This is a genomic window from Mucilaginibacter angelicae, from assembly GCF_042434235.1.
In the GTDB taxonomy this organism is placed as follows: Bacteria; Bacteroidota; Bacteroidia; order Sphingobacteriales; family Sphingobacteriaceae; genus Mucilaginibacter; species Mucilaginibacter angelicae.
Window position 1 is genome coordinate 16,366 of the sequence record NZ_JBHLTS010000007.1, and the last position, 13,287, is coordinate 29,652.

At 40.7% G+C, this 13,287-nt stretch carries 11 protein-coding genes; 4 read left to right on the top strand and 7 right to left on the bottom strand.

The features are described from left to right. Positions 1 to 5: 5 nt before the first annotated feature. Positions 6 to 1,916 (bottom strand): DUF4153 domain-containing protein, encoded by a 1,911-nt coding sequence (locus ACFFGT_RS03700; protein WP_377021160.1) that lies wholly within the window; start codon positions 1,914 to 1,916, stop codon positions 6 to 8. A 188-nt stretch (positions 1,917 to 2,104) separates the two neighbouring features. Between ACFFGT_RS03700 and ACFFGT_RS03705 the strand changes: the two genes are divergently transcribed. After that, positions 2,105 to 3,088, top strand: coding sequence for a pyruvate dehydrogenase complex E1 component subunit beta (locus ACFFGT_RS03705; RefSeq protein ID WP_377021161.1), 984 nt, complete (start codon positions 2,105 to 2,107; stop codon positions 3,086 to 3,088). 68 nt (positions 3,089 to 3,156) lie between these two features. Continuing rightward, a complete protein-coding gene (locus tag ACFFGT_RS03710; protein WP_112574631.1) occupies positions 3,157 to 3,375 on the top strand; it encodes a zinc ribbon domain-containing protein YjdM in 219 nt (72 codons plus the stop codon). An 11-nt stretch (positions 3,376 to 3,386) separates the two neighbouring features. Here the strand turns inward: ACFFGT_RS03710 and ACFFGT_RS03715 are convergent, their stop codons facing one another. Continuing rightward, on the bottom strand, positions 3,387 to 4,943 hold the full coding sequence (locus ACFFGT_RS03715; RefSeq protein WP_377021162.1) for a tetratricopeptide repeat protein: 1,557 nt from the start codon (positions 4,941 to 4,943) through the stop codon (positions 3,387 to 3,389). 182 nt (positions 4,944 to 5,125) lie between these two features. Here ACFFGT_RS03715 and ACFFGT_RS03720 point away from each other — a divergent pair, with 182 nt between their 5' ends. Beyond that, positions 5,126 to 5,626 carry a hypothetical protein gene (locus ACFFGT_RS03720; protein ID WP_377021163.1) on the top strand — a complete coding sequence of 167 codons (501 nt, stop codon included), beginning with the start codon at positions 5,126 to 5,128 and terminating at the stop codon, positions 5,624 to 5,626. A 154-nt stretch (positions 5,627 to 5,780) separates the two neighbouring features. After that, positions 5,781 to 7,967 (top strand): hypothetical protein, encoded by a 2,187-nt coding sequence (locus ACFFGT_RS03725; protein ID WP_377021164.1) that lies wholly within the window; start codon positions 5,781 to 5,783, stop codon positions 7,965 to 7,967. Here ACFFGT_RS03725 and ACFFGT_RS03730 read toward each other — a convergent pair. From ACFFGT_RS03730 to ACFFGT_RS03750, 5 genes are all read right to left on the bottom strand, one after another. Next, the gene (locus ACFFGT_RS03730) at positions 7,964 to 8,620 is read right to left on the bottom strand and encodes a metal-dependent transcriptional regulator (RefSeq protein ID WP_377021165.1); all 657 of its coding nucleotides are present in this window, start codon (positions 8,618 to 8,620) and stop codon (positions 7,964 to 7,966) included. The two genes, ACFFGT_RS03725 and ACFFGT_RS03730, sit on opposite strands and share 4 nt — an antisense overlap. Before the next feature lie 146 nt (positions 8,621 to 8,766). Continuing rightward, positions 8,767 to 9,342 (bottom strand): hypothetical protein, encoded by a 576-nt coding sequence (locus tag ACFFGT_RS03735; protein WP_377021166.1) that lies wholly within the window; start codon positions 9,340 to 9,342, stop codon positions 8,767 to 8,769. Between the two features lie 386 nt (positions 9,343 to 9,728). Continuing rightward, positions 9,729 to 10,601, bottom strand: a complete 873-nt coding sequence (locus ACFFGT_RS03740; protein WP_377021167.1) for an OmpA family protein — start codon at positions 10,599 to 10,601, stop codon at positions 9,729 to 9,731. Positions 10,602 to 10,853: 252 nt separating this feature from the next. After that, the gene (locus ACFFGT_RS03745) at positions 10,854 to 11,363 is read right to left on the bottom strand and encodes a hypothetical protein (protein WP_377021168.1); all 510 of its coding nucleotides are present in this window, start codon (positions 11,361 to 11,363) and stop codon (positions 10,854 to 10,856) included. A gap of 127 nt (positions 11,364 to 11,490) precedes the next feature. Then, positions 11,491 to 13,242 carry a S41 family peptidase gene (locus ACFFGT_RS03750; protein ID WP_377021169.1) on the bottom strand — a complete coding sequence of 584 codons (1,752 nt, stop codon included), beginning with the start codon at positions 13,240 to 13,242 and terminating at the stop codon, positions 11,491 to 11,493. Positions 13,243 to 13,287: the final 45 nt, after the last annotated feature.

Consider the following 13,287-nt stretch of genomic DNA (forward strand, 5'->3'; position numbering starts at 1 on the left):
GCTGTTTATTTTATTTTGATCAGATATTTTCCGCTTACGTTTGATATATCGGCCCCGCCTTTTTTAGAACGCTCAAAGTAAATGCTGCTGAATTGAAATACTATAGTGTAGCCAGGTGTCTCTTTGGTTATTTGCATAAGGCCTGAAGGCAAGTTATAGACTTTAGGCGTGTAATGATTGTCTTTGCCCTTTGGGTCGTGATATTTTTCCATCTTCGTAGTATCTGCCATCATTTTATTCACCAATTCCAGCGGATCAAATTTTAGGGTTTCATTGTTAAGGCTTAAAATATAACTGTCCGTGCTGTTGGAATGAATTTGAGTTATCCTGATGCCATTGTAATTATTAATAACGGTATCTGCATTCTGATCAGTCGCAAGCTCGATATCATATCCTTTAATCACGGTGACATTATCATTCTGGCTAAAAATATAAGTGCGGTCCTGTGGCATTTCGTCACTTTCATCTGCTCCCGGATAGTAGTAGTCATTAAAACGCCCAAGGCTAAGTTGTTTTTTCGCCCATTGATATTTCATAAGTCTCAATTCTTCCCTGTCAACAGGTAGATTGGTGGCTTCGTCTTTTATGCGGGCTAACGAATCTGTTATACCATTAAGGTCTCTTTTAAAATAAGGCTGTAGTTCTTTCAGGTCGTAACGGAAAATGAAATATTTAAGCCGGCTTGCCCCCAAACTGCCCTCGTGCATATTGATTTTTGTACTGTCTACAGGTGCCAGTTTACCATCTTTAAATCCATTGTGCTTTTTAAAAAAGTTGACGACCATACCCCTTTGCGAATACATACTCATGGTAAACGCGCTTTGCGGCCCGTAGATGCTAAACAGCGTTAATATGCAGAGTGATATTGGAATGATCTTAATATTTTGCTTTTTAAACAGCAGGAAGTAAAGCGAAATGAATAGCAGCCATAAAGCAAGCACAATTAAAAAATACCTGAATTCGGTAATACCATAGCTAAAAACGCGTGTACCTACGGCCACAAACAGCAGTATCTGTAAAGGGATCAGCAAAAAGTAGAAACTACGGGTATAGGTTTTGAGCCATTTGTTTTCGTTTTGCTCGCGGATGGGATATACCAGCAGTAGCGATAATATACCGAAAACGGCATAGCCCAATATCAGGTTTGATACAAGGCCTTTAGGGAGTTTCCATTCAATAAGGATCTTGATTTCATAGGCCAGTAAAATGATCACGTATACTGTTGATAGCGGGATGAGCACATACTGGGTAAAAATTTTGAGGCCTTTGGGATAACCCTCATCTTCATTAAGTGCCGGGATATCTGTTGGTACCCCCGCTAAAAAGAAGGTAGTAGTAAACATCCCTGTTATCCACACCCACAACACCTGGTAGGTGTCTGCCTCAAACTTAAAATTAAACAGGAAATTGGTGGCCCCAATTGCCGCGGCAAGCCCGGCAAACAATACCACACCGTACAGCATGCATGCCAAAAAGCGCAAAAAGAGCGTTTTATTAAACTGCCAAAATCCTTGTATTTGTCCTTTGTTTGTAAAGGCCGCAAAGGCTACCATTAAGTGAAATGCCAAACTAAGCAGAAAAAAACGGGTATAATCAGCTTGTCTTTCGGGTGGATTGATCATAAAAATCAACAGCATAGCGATCACCGCTGCAGCTATTTTTACCAGGATCTTTTTTCCAGCCTCCCAGCTTTTGCTTTGAGTGTATAATGTAGCCGAAAGGCTTAATAGAAACCCCAGGTTAGCTATCATAATGGCACGCATACACCAGTTTTCGCTTACGCGGTTAAGGTTGTCAAGCTCAATTTTGGCGGTGGCAGCTATAGTGCCCGCCAAAGCAAAAAATGTTTCAAAGGGGTAGCGTTTAATGGTATTTACTGCACTTTGTACCAGGTTTTTTAACGACAGGAATTTCATTAGCGTAAGGTTTAGGAACTAATGTAGTATTTATTTGTGTTTTTTTGTTCGGTTTGAGGTTTTACCCCCCTGGGGATTGATGAAAATGTAAAATATATGTATTAAAAATCAATCCAATACCACGGTTAATTGCATTTAACACATTAGTGTTTATATTTGCGTTCGCAAAAAAACATCATTTTACTATAATGAGAGAAATACAATTCAGAGAAGCGCTAAGAGAGGCCATGGTCGAAGAAATGCGCAGCGACGAGAATATATACCTGATGGGTGAAGAGGTTGCCGAATATAACGGCGCGTACAAAGTAAGCCAGGGAATGCTGGACGAGTTTGGCGCAAAACGTGTTATAGATACGCCTATCTCTGAATTGGGCTTTGCCGGTATCGGCATCGGCTCGGCAATGAACGGCTTACGCCCTATCATTGAGTTCATGACTTTCAACTTTTCACTGGTTGCTATCGACCAGATTATCAACGGCGCTGCCAAGATGATGTCAATGAGCGGCGGCCAGTTTTCGGTGCCAATTGTTTTTCGTGGCCCAACCGGTAACGCGGGTATGCTTAGTTCACAGCACAGCCAGTGCTTTGAAAACTGGTATGCCAACTGCCCGGGTTTAAAAGTGGTTGTACCATCAAACCCGTACGACGCTAAAGGCTTACTAAAATCAGCTATCCTTGATCCTGACCCGGTTATTTTCATGGAGTCGGAAGTAATGTATGGCGATAAAGGTGAAGTGCCTGAAGAAACTTACTATATCCCCTTAGGTAAAGCAAAAATTGTTAAAGAAGGTGCCGATGTTACTTTAGTTGGCTTTGGCAAGATCATGAAAGTGGTTATCGCTGCTGCTGCCGAGCTTGAAAAAGAAGGTATCCATGCCGAAGTTATCGACTTACGTACTGTACGCCCTATCGATTATGCTACAGTCATTGAGTCGGTAAAGAAAACAAACCGCCTGGTAATTATTGAAGAAAGCTGGCCTTTAGGTTCAATTGCTACCGAGGTTGCATTCAAAGTACAAAAAGACGCTTTCGATTATCTTGACGCGCCGATCCTGCGTATCATGGGCGGCGACGTTCCGCTTCCTTACGCTCCAACTTTGATCCAGGAATACCTGCCAAACCCTGAAAGGGTGATCAAAGCGGTTAAAGAAGTAATGTACGTTACCAAGTAATCGTTTTTTTAATAAAATATCAATTGGGCCCGATATGAAAATACCGGGCTCTTTATTTTTCTGCAATAATGGACGAGTTAATAGTAAAAGACAGCAACGGTAATATCCTGAAGGATGGCGATTCGGTTACACTGATCAAAAGCCTGAAGGTAAAAGGTGGTGGCGTTACGCTTAAACAGGGCACACTGGTAAAAAAGATCCGCCTAACGGATAATGATGAAGAGGTTGACTGCAAAGTTGACGGGATGAGCATTGTGCTCAGAACTGAGTTTTTGAAAAAGCGATAGATAGAGCTGATTTATTGCCCCGCAGCTTTTTTAATTGTGGGCTCAGTCATAATGGCTATGTAATCATCTGTTTTGCGGATATTATCAAGACGATCATCAAGGGCGACAAACTTTTTTAAATAACCCAGATCAAGGGCCTTTTTTAAGTAAATGTTTGATTCGGCCGCCCGGTTCATCAGCGAAAGGAGGCAGGCCATGGTATAATAATCGGCCGGGAGATCAATGTTTGACGATGCCAGGAATTTCTTTTGCATAGTACTAACTGCTAACCCCGCATTACCGGTGTAAAACTGTGCAAAAACATATTCGGCAGATTGTTTAGTAGGGTCAAGGGCCATAACCTTGTTAAAATCTTTCAGGGCAAGTTCTTTTTCATTTAATTTAAGGTATAGCCTTGCCCTCGTAAATACAGGTTGCCAAAATATAGGCAATAGCTCAATGGCAGCATTACAGTGGTTTAGGGCTTTTTTGTTTTGATTGATAATGAATTCATTGGCCGCTATGTTGTTATAAAATATAGCCAGGGTTGTTTTATCGTTCTTATAAAAAGGGAGCGCTTTATTGTAATCATCAATGGCCCGTGCGCACTCGCCCGAGTCGCCATACGCCACGCCTCTTATCCAGTATAAATGCCCGCGTTGCGGAAACAATTCAATGGCTTTATTAACATCGCTAAAAGCCTTTGCTGTTTGATGCAGGTTGTTTTCGTTAACAGCACAATTTTCATAAAGTAATGCTGCATTTAGTTTGTCATTTATATATATTGGTATGAGGTGTTTGTAGTCGTCAATAGCAAGTTGATAGTCGCCATGTTTTTCATAAGCAAGCCCCCGGCGCCAGTAAAGATCAGGGTCTGACGGTTTTAGCTGAATGGCCATGCTCAGGTCATTAATGGCATCCCAGCTTTTATTAATTTTTTCGCGGGCCAACGCACGGCTGTTGTATATTTTGGCAAGTAAGGCAAGGTTATCCTGGAAAAAAAAGGTTGCCGTGCTATAATCATCAACCGCTTGTTGATAATTGCCGAGAGCATTATAAGCAATTGCCCGGTGCCAGTAGGCCGCGCCATTTTGCCCGTTAGCAGTTATGGAACTATTAAAATTATCAATGGCCAGTTCATAATTTTGCAAGGCAATTTCGTTTACCCCAATGTTGTCATACAGTAATGATAATCGCAGCTTATCGCCCGGAAAAAGTAATATAGCTTTTGAATAATCGGCAATGGATTCCCTAACGTGTCCGCTAAAAAAATATGCCGCAGCCCTGTTCCAATATGCATCGGCATATAATGAGTCAATTTTAATGGCTTCGTTGTCATCATCAACGGCATCGGTAAAATTTTTAAGCTCAATCTGGCATTGGGCATGATTGTCATATAGTTTGGGAAGCAAAGCTTTATTGCGTTTATTGGCATTGATAGCCTTTGAATAGCTTTCGGCAGCTTTGTCGTAATTTTTAGCGTTAACAAGTGAATCACCCATTTTTTCATAATCGATGGCTTGTCCGTGTGCATAAAATGCGCAGGTAATTAGCAGGCCAATAAGAAGGACGACAAACGGTTTGTTCATAGTTAATAATTGTGTCAGGCAACGGCAGTTGAAATATAAATTATTGTTGTCAATTTTCAAAACAGCAGGGCATCCTGAGCACCAGGTTTTATTAATGTAAAGCCATTTTGAAAGCCTACTTAATGATGATTGCTTGTGTTTTTGTAAAAAATACCTACTTTTAAAAATTAACTTTTGTAAACATGCGTTACACCTACTTTAAAGCATTTAAACCGTTATTTTTTATAGTATCGGCCCTGGTATTTATTGGCAATGTTGCTTCGGCACAAACCCAACCCGCCACCGTGGCCGCAGCGCCTGCAGCGGCACCAGTAGCCGGTGTACAAACCTTTATTGATAAGTTTTTTAAAGAATACGATAAGCAAAGCACGGCCCGTGCGGTGATTGATATTTTTAAAAGCAATAAGCTGATGGATTCAACCCGGCTTACCGGGCTTATTGTTAAGATAGACTCCATGCGGAGCGTTATAGGCAAGTATTTGGGTAAGGACCTTATCATGCAGCGCAAGGCCTCAAACAGCCTGGTACTATACAGCTACCTGCTTAAACACGAAGGCCAGCCAGCCCGGATCACCTTTATGTTTTACAAACCCAAAAATGAGTGGGAGATCTACCGCTTATATTTTGACGTAGATGTTGACGCCGAACTTGCCGAATCATCAAGGGTAACGGGGAAACCGTAATTGAGCTTAAAGCCGAAGGCTGAAAGCATAAAGCAATAAAAATAAAAGCCGAAGGTAAAACGTTTAAAAAGCTTTAGACCTTTGGCTTTTTTGTTTTGAGCTCTTAACTAAAAAACAGGTATGTTTATGTTATACTTATAGCTTACAAATTGCCTTGAAAACCTTAAAAATCGCAATTGCTCTTCTCTTTTTATTTCAATATTGCTTTGGTCAGGCTCTTAATACCGATACGGTAAAGAGGAAAACTAAAATAGAATGGGGAGCCATGTATAAAGGCAGCCGGCTTGATACTATCCGTGTAAACCTTGATCGGGGTGATAAACAGGCTTTGTTCAGAGTTGCCCAATACCTGGATAGCAACAGCACAATGACCGAGTCTTTGGGTTATCACATTTTGCATACAAAGCAAAGCGAAATAGCAAGGAGGCTTATTAACGAAAACTGCATTTTTTTACGCAATGAATTTACTGTTGATACAAAGACAACAGCCAAAGATTTTTTAACATTCCTGATGAGGAATATTGATAAAATCAGCTTTTCATATGATGCCTATGCTTATTTGATAACGCCTTTAGATAAGCGGGAAGCGAAATACGAGATCAGGGAACTTACGCAAAATCGTAAAGCGGAATTAAAACAAAATGCAGGCGCATTATTAAATAGCGAACTTGTAAAACACAATAATATCAATCAACTCATCCGCTATAAAGATCCGGCTGCTTTGTTTAATATAGTCTCACTGCTTTATGCTAACCGCTCGCGTTTTGACTCCTATCAATCAAACACAGATGAGTATATAAACCTCATTCAGCTTTTAACCGGTACCGAAATCGGGGTTGAAGACGGGTATGGCAAAATGTCTTTTCATATAGATAAAGATTTTGAACCCGATTCAAGGCTTAATCTGCTGATCTATTTTGCAAAAAATTATACCTCCTATAAATGGGATGATAGCCTGGGCATATTCCGAAATAAGACTGCTGTGATCCAGAAACCTGATAAAGAAACTGTTTTATTTCAGCTACTTAATGCTAAAACAGATTCGGTTGCGATAAATGCTTTTATTAGTCTGACACAAGGCAATGTTGCCAAAGTAAAGGCTATGGCAAATGACTATAATAAGGCAGATATCAGTTTCAATTGGGTTTTGCCAACATTTCCCTATCGGTTTTTGAGCCAGATGGTTGTATTAACTGATTATTGCAAAAATAATCATGTTGATTTTTTGGGGTCAGAAAAACTGCGTCAATATATTACAAAACTAAAAAACAGCAAGTTAAGCTTTAAGGAGAGGTATGCGATTGAGGATAAGGTTATTAATAATATTGATGTTAATGAGATAACGGCCTTTGAATATTGGTGCCTTATTAACGAACGTGATTTTGACCTTACCTATTCGGCCGGACGAATACTTGATAAATTTTATTCAAAAAACTGGTATAAGATTGTTCATGATCAAAATCAACTTAAACTATACCTTAAAAAAGCGGGACTGTATCAAAATATAGGCATTATTGGTATCAGCAATAATTTTATTAAAAAATTTATAGACAGCGATAGTACGGCTATTAATTTATTAAAAAGAATAGTTTCAACTGATGAAGACATAACCAGGCAAACGGAAATTGCCTTAAAAATAGGAGTACAAAAACCGGCAACACCGGTATTTGACCGCAGATTTAATGGCGGTAATTACGATACTGTGGTTTACGATTTATCTAAACAATACCAGCAAGTTATTCTTCGTGTTAAAGACAGCCTCGACCGGGATAATGCGGTGGCAAAACTTTTTTCAACTATAAATTATGACCAAATCGAGCTTGCTTTTCAGCTTTTAGAGCCTTACAAATTTAAGTGGCGTAATAGCAAGTATACCTTTATGGACCGCGATTTTGGCTTCATATCGTATGATTTTGATGACCCAATTTTACGCAGCCAATTTATTAAGGTTTACAAAAGCCACACCCAGTCAGGCGTTTATGCCTGGTATCTTAGTTGGGCTGGTAGCGATTATATGAATGCCAAAAAACATATTTTGGACTATGACAAAATTTATGAGCTTTTAAAGTTTGATGTTGTTAATGCCTTTGTGGGTGGCGGCGGGGCTACTCATGATAACGAGATTTATGCATTGATCAAGTTGCTTGAGCTTAAATTTAGCACCACGCTCAGATTCCCGAAAAAACTTTGTAATTCAGGAAATTTATATGGTTGTAATAGTTTAGAACGGGCGAGTGAATGGATGAAGTATTTGAAGGATAAAGGTTTGTTGAAATTAGCGCATAATACCCCCATATCATTCAACTGTCCGCTTGCTATTGATGAGCAATACCGGTTTTAGTCCACCAAAATATTTTCTCCAAACTTTTGCGAAACGGTGGTATCCTCCCGGTTTTCAATTTTTATCACCAGCGAATTATCGTACGGGATTTTTTCAATCAGTTGAATTTTGGTGCCGATGCCTATGTTCAATTTTTGGAGGTATTGCAGAAACGAGCTGCTGGTATCGCGTACAGCGGCAACCTGGCTTTGGGAGCCGGGTTTAAGTTCGGACAGGCTCACGGAATATGGCTTAGGTACTTTGCCATTGGCTTTAGGGATAGGATCGCCATGAGGGTCATATTCGGGGAACCCCAGGAATTTATCAAGCCTGTCGGCAAGGGTGGCATCGTTAATATGTTCCAGCTCTTCGGCTATATCATGGATCTCATCCCAGTGATAACCCAATTTCTCCAGCAAAAAAACTTCCCAAAGGCGATGACGGCGTACAATTAATGTAGCATCCTTTAAACCTTGCTGGGTTAACCTTACACCATTTTTTTTATCATATTCAATCAGTAATTTTTCGGTAAGCTTACGGATCATATCTACCACCGAAGCCGGGTTGTTGTTCAATGATTCGGCGATGGCGGTAGGCGTTATTTTAAAATCCTTCCCCTGCGATGCAAGGCGATAAATAGCTTTTAAATAGTTTTCTTCCGAGAGCGTGTACATCAGTAACGAATTTGATAAAATACAAACATAAGCAAAAGCAGGACGCTTATTAAACGTTGAACGTTACTAATTGACAGTAAATGTCCACTGAAAACAAAACAGGCCTCCTTTTCAGGAAGCCTGTCTTGCTATATGAAATATTTTTATTAATGGTGTCCGTGACCACCACCATGGCCATGTTCGCCACCGCCATGTTCGCCGCCGCCGTGACCGTGGTCACCGCCACCGTGCCCTCCGCCCCTGTTGGGGTTGCCACCATGCCAGCCGTTGTTTCCATGATAAACTGTGCGATTCGCGTAACGATTACCTCCATTCCAGTGATTCGCATACCGGGCATCGTGGCTGTTACGGATGATTACCTGATCATGACGACCGCGATAGCCAGCATAATGATCCCTGTAATATGCGTGGCGCATCCATGGATTACGCTCGTTAACAACTACTTTGTAGCCATTGTACATATTATATCCACGGTACCTTGCAGGTAAAAACCTGCGATGTACCCAAACGTTGTTTTCATAATAAACATAATTATGGGTTGGTACATCATAGTAAGCGTCAACATCGGGCATATAATAATAATCAACATGATCATAGCCTACAGGGCCCCAATCGGGCTGGCTGCCTATGTTGATCCCCAAGCCAATACTTACCTGTGCCGAAGCTATTTTTGCAGTGAAGCAGCTTAATAATATAACTGCCGATAAAATGATCTTTTTCATAAAGTGTGTAATAAGTTATATAGGTATGACTATAGTTAAAGCCCATGGTTTAACCTGTTTCAATACCTTGTTATCTCATTTATTCAAAACAGATGCCATTGTCAACATAGCCTTAGTGTACCGAAGTATAATTAATTAATAGGAATGCAGATATACCAGGCTATTTTCCGTCTTAATTAAATGAATAATGTTCTTAATTAAAAAAGCTGTATTTTATGATCATTAATTAATAATTGGAGGAATAAATAAAACCGTGAGTGAGTAATGGCAATTGTGCTTAGCATCTGCATACTGTCTGTAAAAACATACGGAAAATAGCTGTGTACAAAAAAAGCCACCCTCTCTGTTAGGGTGGCTTTGAATATTAACAGACAGCTAAACTAAAATTATTGTTTAGGAGTTGGCTGATCGGCTGGTGCTTTGCCTATCAGGTCCATAAACTGATCAAGTTTTGGTGTTATGATGATTTGTGTGCGCCTGTTTTGTGCTTTGCCCGATGGGGTTGAATTATCCGCAATAGGATTGTACTCGCCACGGCCGCCGGCAGTTAAACGTTTAGGATCAACCTGGTAAGTGGTTTGCAGCGCCTGCACCACTGATGATGCACGTAAAGCACTTAAATCCCAGTTGTTGCGGATGTTTTTCTGCGAGATAGGCACATTATCGGTATTACCTTCAATCAGTACATCATAAGTGCTATAGTCCATGATGATCTTGGCTATTTTGCTTAAAGTTGCGCCAGCCTTGTCAGATACTTCATAGCTGCCTGATTTGTACAGCATATTATCCGACAATGAGATGTAAACTACGCCTTTCAATACCTTCACATCAACATCCTGGGTTTCCTGCGGGGTTAATGAGCGGGTAAGGTTGTTGGTTAACACCATATTAAGCGAGTCGCTTTTGTTTTTAGCGTTAACTAATTGCTGAATGTAACGGTTTGAGCTGTTGATCTCGTCAACCAGTTTAGAGATGTTAACATTACCCTGGCTGCTTGAGTTTAAACACTTGTTCAAAGCATCCTGCAAGGCGGTTACGTTTGCCTTTTGCTGATCAATTTGCTCTTCAAGGCTTTTGTTGCGGCTATTGGCAACGGCAAGGGCCTGCTCGCTGGTTTGGTATTTTACACTCAGGTCGCGGGTGCTGTTTTGCAATTGGGTGTAATTAGCATCCAGTTCTTTGTACTTTTTGCTGCTTACACAGCTTTGGCCTAATACTGCTACTACAAGCAGCGCCAAAATGGATATTCGGTATTTCATAGTGTAAAATTGATTTAAATCGTTTAACAATAAATCGGTTAACTAAGTAACGAATATAATGTTTGTTTATAGCTAAACCTAAGTAAACAAACTATAAAAGTTAACCCAAATGTGACATAATGCGGCAACTTTTGTGCCGAAGGGCAACTATGCCCTCAGTGGAGATGTAAGGGGGATTTACAGAAAAAAGGACTGTCCTTTTTGGGGGACAGTCCTTCATAAAAACACTCAAAATTATAACAATACAAAAACTTAATCGCGGTGATCATGGCCCTGGTCCTTGTGACCATCATGACCGTGGTTATCACCTTTTGACTTGTGCTTTACTACATCAACCCTGCGTACGGTTTTGCGTTCAACATAATGGTTACGGTATTTTTCATCATGACTATCGCGAATTACAGCCTGGTCATGACGGCCGCGGTATGAAGCGTACTTGCGTTTGTAAACATCGTTACGAACCCATGGGGTACGCTCGTTAACTACTACTTTATAACTGTGGTAAACATCATAGCTGCCAAAACGAGGAGGCAAAACAGCGCCGTGAACCCAAACATTGTTGTCAAAATAAACATACTGATGGGCATTGATATCGTAATAAGAATCAATATCGGGCAGGTAGTAATAATCTGCATGGTCATAGCCTACAGGGCCCCATTCGGGCTGGCTGCCTATGTTAATGCTCAGGCTTATTTGGGCGCTGGCTATTTTTACGGTTAAGCTGCTTAATAAAATGGCAGCTGTTAATATTATCTTTTTCATGTGGTGTTATTGTTTTGTTTGTAGGTATGACAATAACAGCGCATAAAAGTTTAAGCCATTATATGTTGTAACGGGTAACTAATTGGTTACAATGGTTTGGCTGTGTGTAAACTGATTGATATTCAGCTTATTCGTCGTCGCTATCTTTATCGGCTGCTTTTTTACCCGCCATGGCAAGTACAGGTTTTCCGATAACTTTATAGCTGCCTTCGCCTTTAAGGATGGATGCCAGCTGGGCTTTATCCTGCATGGTTTTTACAGCCTGGGCAAGCTCCTTATCGTATTTAAAGTTGGTTTCGTAGCGGCCTTTTTCGTAGTAATAGCGTGAAGCTATTTCATTTTCAAGCACTTGCTTTATCTCGTCTTTATGCTGAATAAGATCATTCTTTTTGCTGGCTATCAATTTGGTTTTCAAACCTTCGTACTCGCCCTGGATATCATTGAATTGTTTATCCTTAGTGGCTTCAACCTTTAAACGGGTCAATAATTTTTCCGATGCGGTAGTATAGCTGTAATTTTTATCGGCCAGGTATTTTATAAAATCATTGTATTCGCCGTCTGACAGCGTAAATGAACGGGCATCGGCAATTTTAGCATGTTTATCGCGGTAAACGGTTGCGTAATCAAATATCAGCAGCTTGCCTACCAATGCCTGGGTAACATTAGCAAATTTTTCCTGTTTGATAAACAAGTCCGGATAAATGCCGCTGCCATCATAAACAGAGCGACCGTTTTTTGTTTTAAACTCGTGGATAAGCGAATCGGCTACTTTTACCACGCTGCCATCATCTTTACGGTGGGTATAATCAAGCTCCTGGATACAACGGCCTGATGGTACGTAGTATTTGGCAATGGTAATTTTCACCAGGCTGTTGTACGGTAAATTGAACGTTTGCTGTACCAGGCCCTTGCCATAACTACGCTGACCGATGATTACTGCTCGGTCAAGGTCCTGCAAGGAGCCTGCAACAATTTCACTTGCCGATGCCGAATGGCTGTTAACCAATACCACTAAAGGCAAATCTGGCTCAAGCGGTGCGCTGATGGTGCTGTAAGTAAAGTTTTTTTCTTTTATTTTCCCTTTTTGCGATACGATCTCCACGTCCTTCTGTACAAAAAGGTTCACTATTTTTACGGCCTCCTGTAATATGCCGCCGCCATTTGAGCGAAGATCGAGGATGATGCCGTTAGGGTTTTTCTTTTTTAGTTCGGTAAGTGCGTTGGTAACTTCGGCTGCAGAGTTTTCAAGGAATTTATCCAGCTTGATGTAACCCATGTTGCCATTAACCATACCAAAATATGATACGTTGGGTTGTTTGATCTCATCACGTACCAGGTTTTTTTCAAAAGGCTGAGGGGTATTGTCGCGTTTAATGAACAGTTTTATGGCTGCCCCCTTTGAGCCTTTAAGCAGCTGGCTTACCTGGTCATTATCTTTGCCATTAAGGTCAACATCGTTGATCTTCAGGAGCTGATCGCCGGGGTGTACATCTCCCTTTTGGGCGGGGAAGCCGGCAAAAACTTCCGATACAAATACTTTGCTGTTACGTACAAAGATACTGGCGCCTATGCCGCCATACTGGGTGCTTACGTAATGTAGCTTATAATCTTCAATTTCCGATTCGGGCACAAACTCGGTGTAAGGGTCAAGGCCATCGAGCATGGCGTCAACACCGGTTTTTACCAGCTTGCCCGAATTGATATCATCAACATAATTGATATTAACCTCTTTATAAACCGAGGCAAAAACATCAAGGTTCTTCGAGATCTGGAACAGGTCGTCATTAAAACCCACTATGCCCGCGGCCAGTAATGCAATACCTGCAACTAAGCCTGCCCTTTTGTATCCTTTTTTGAACACTAAACCCTGTTTCATCATTTATCCTCGAAAAAAAATAAAAATACAAAAAAGCTTTCCAGTTTG

What these genes read in the sequence shown, in the direction of transcription:
- ACFFGT_RS03700 (WP_377021160.1), bottom strand. Translation starts at nt 1,916, where the DNA reads ATGAAATTCCTGTCGTTAAAAAACCTGGTACAAAGTGCAGTAAATACC.
- ACFFGT_RS03705 (WP_377021161.1), top strand. Translation starts at nt 2,105, where the DNA reads ATGAGAGAAATACAATTCAGAGAAGCGCTAAGAGAGGCCATGGTCGAA.
- ACFFGT_RS03710 (WP_112574631.1), top strand. Translation starts at nt 3,157, where the DNA reads ATGGACGAGTTAATAGTAAAAGACAGCAACGGTAATATCCTGAAGGAT.
- ACFFGT_RS03715 (WP_377021162.1), bottom strand. Translation starts at nt 4,943, where the DNA reads ATGAACAAACCGTTTGTCGTCCTTCTTATTGGCCTGCTAATTACCTGC.
- ACFFGT_RS03720 (WP_377021163.1), top strand. Translation starts at nt 5,126, where the DNA reads ATGCGTTACACCTACTTTAAAGCATTTAAACCGTTATTTTTTATAGTA.
- ACFFGT_RS03730 (WP_377021165.1), bottom strand. Translation starts at nt 8,620, where the DNA reads ATGTACACGCTCTCGGAAGAAAACTATTTAAAAGCTATTTATCGCCTT.
- ACFFGT_RS03735 (WP_377021166.1), bottom strand. Translation starts at nt 9,342, where the DNA reads ATGAAAAAGATCATTTTATCGGCAGTTATATTATTAAGCTGCTTCACT.
- ACFFGT_RS03740 (WP_377021167.1), bottom strand. Translation starts at nt 10,601, where the DNA reads ATGAAATACCGAATATCCATTTTGGCGCTGCTTGTAGTAGCAGTATTA.
- ACFFGT_RS03745 (WP_377021168.1), bottom strand. Translation starts at nt 11,363, where the DNA reads ATGAAAAAGATAATATTAACAGCTGCCATTTTATTAAGCAGCTTAACC.
- ACFFGT_RS03750 (WP_377021169.1), bottom strand. Translation starts at nt 13,242, where the DNA reads ATGATGAAACAGGGTTTAGTGTTCAAAAAAGGATACAAAAGGGCAGGC.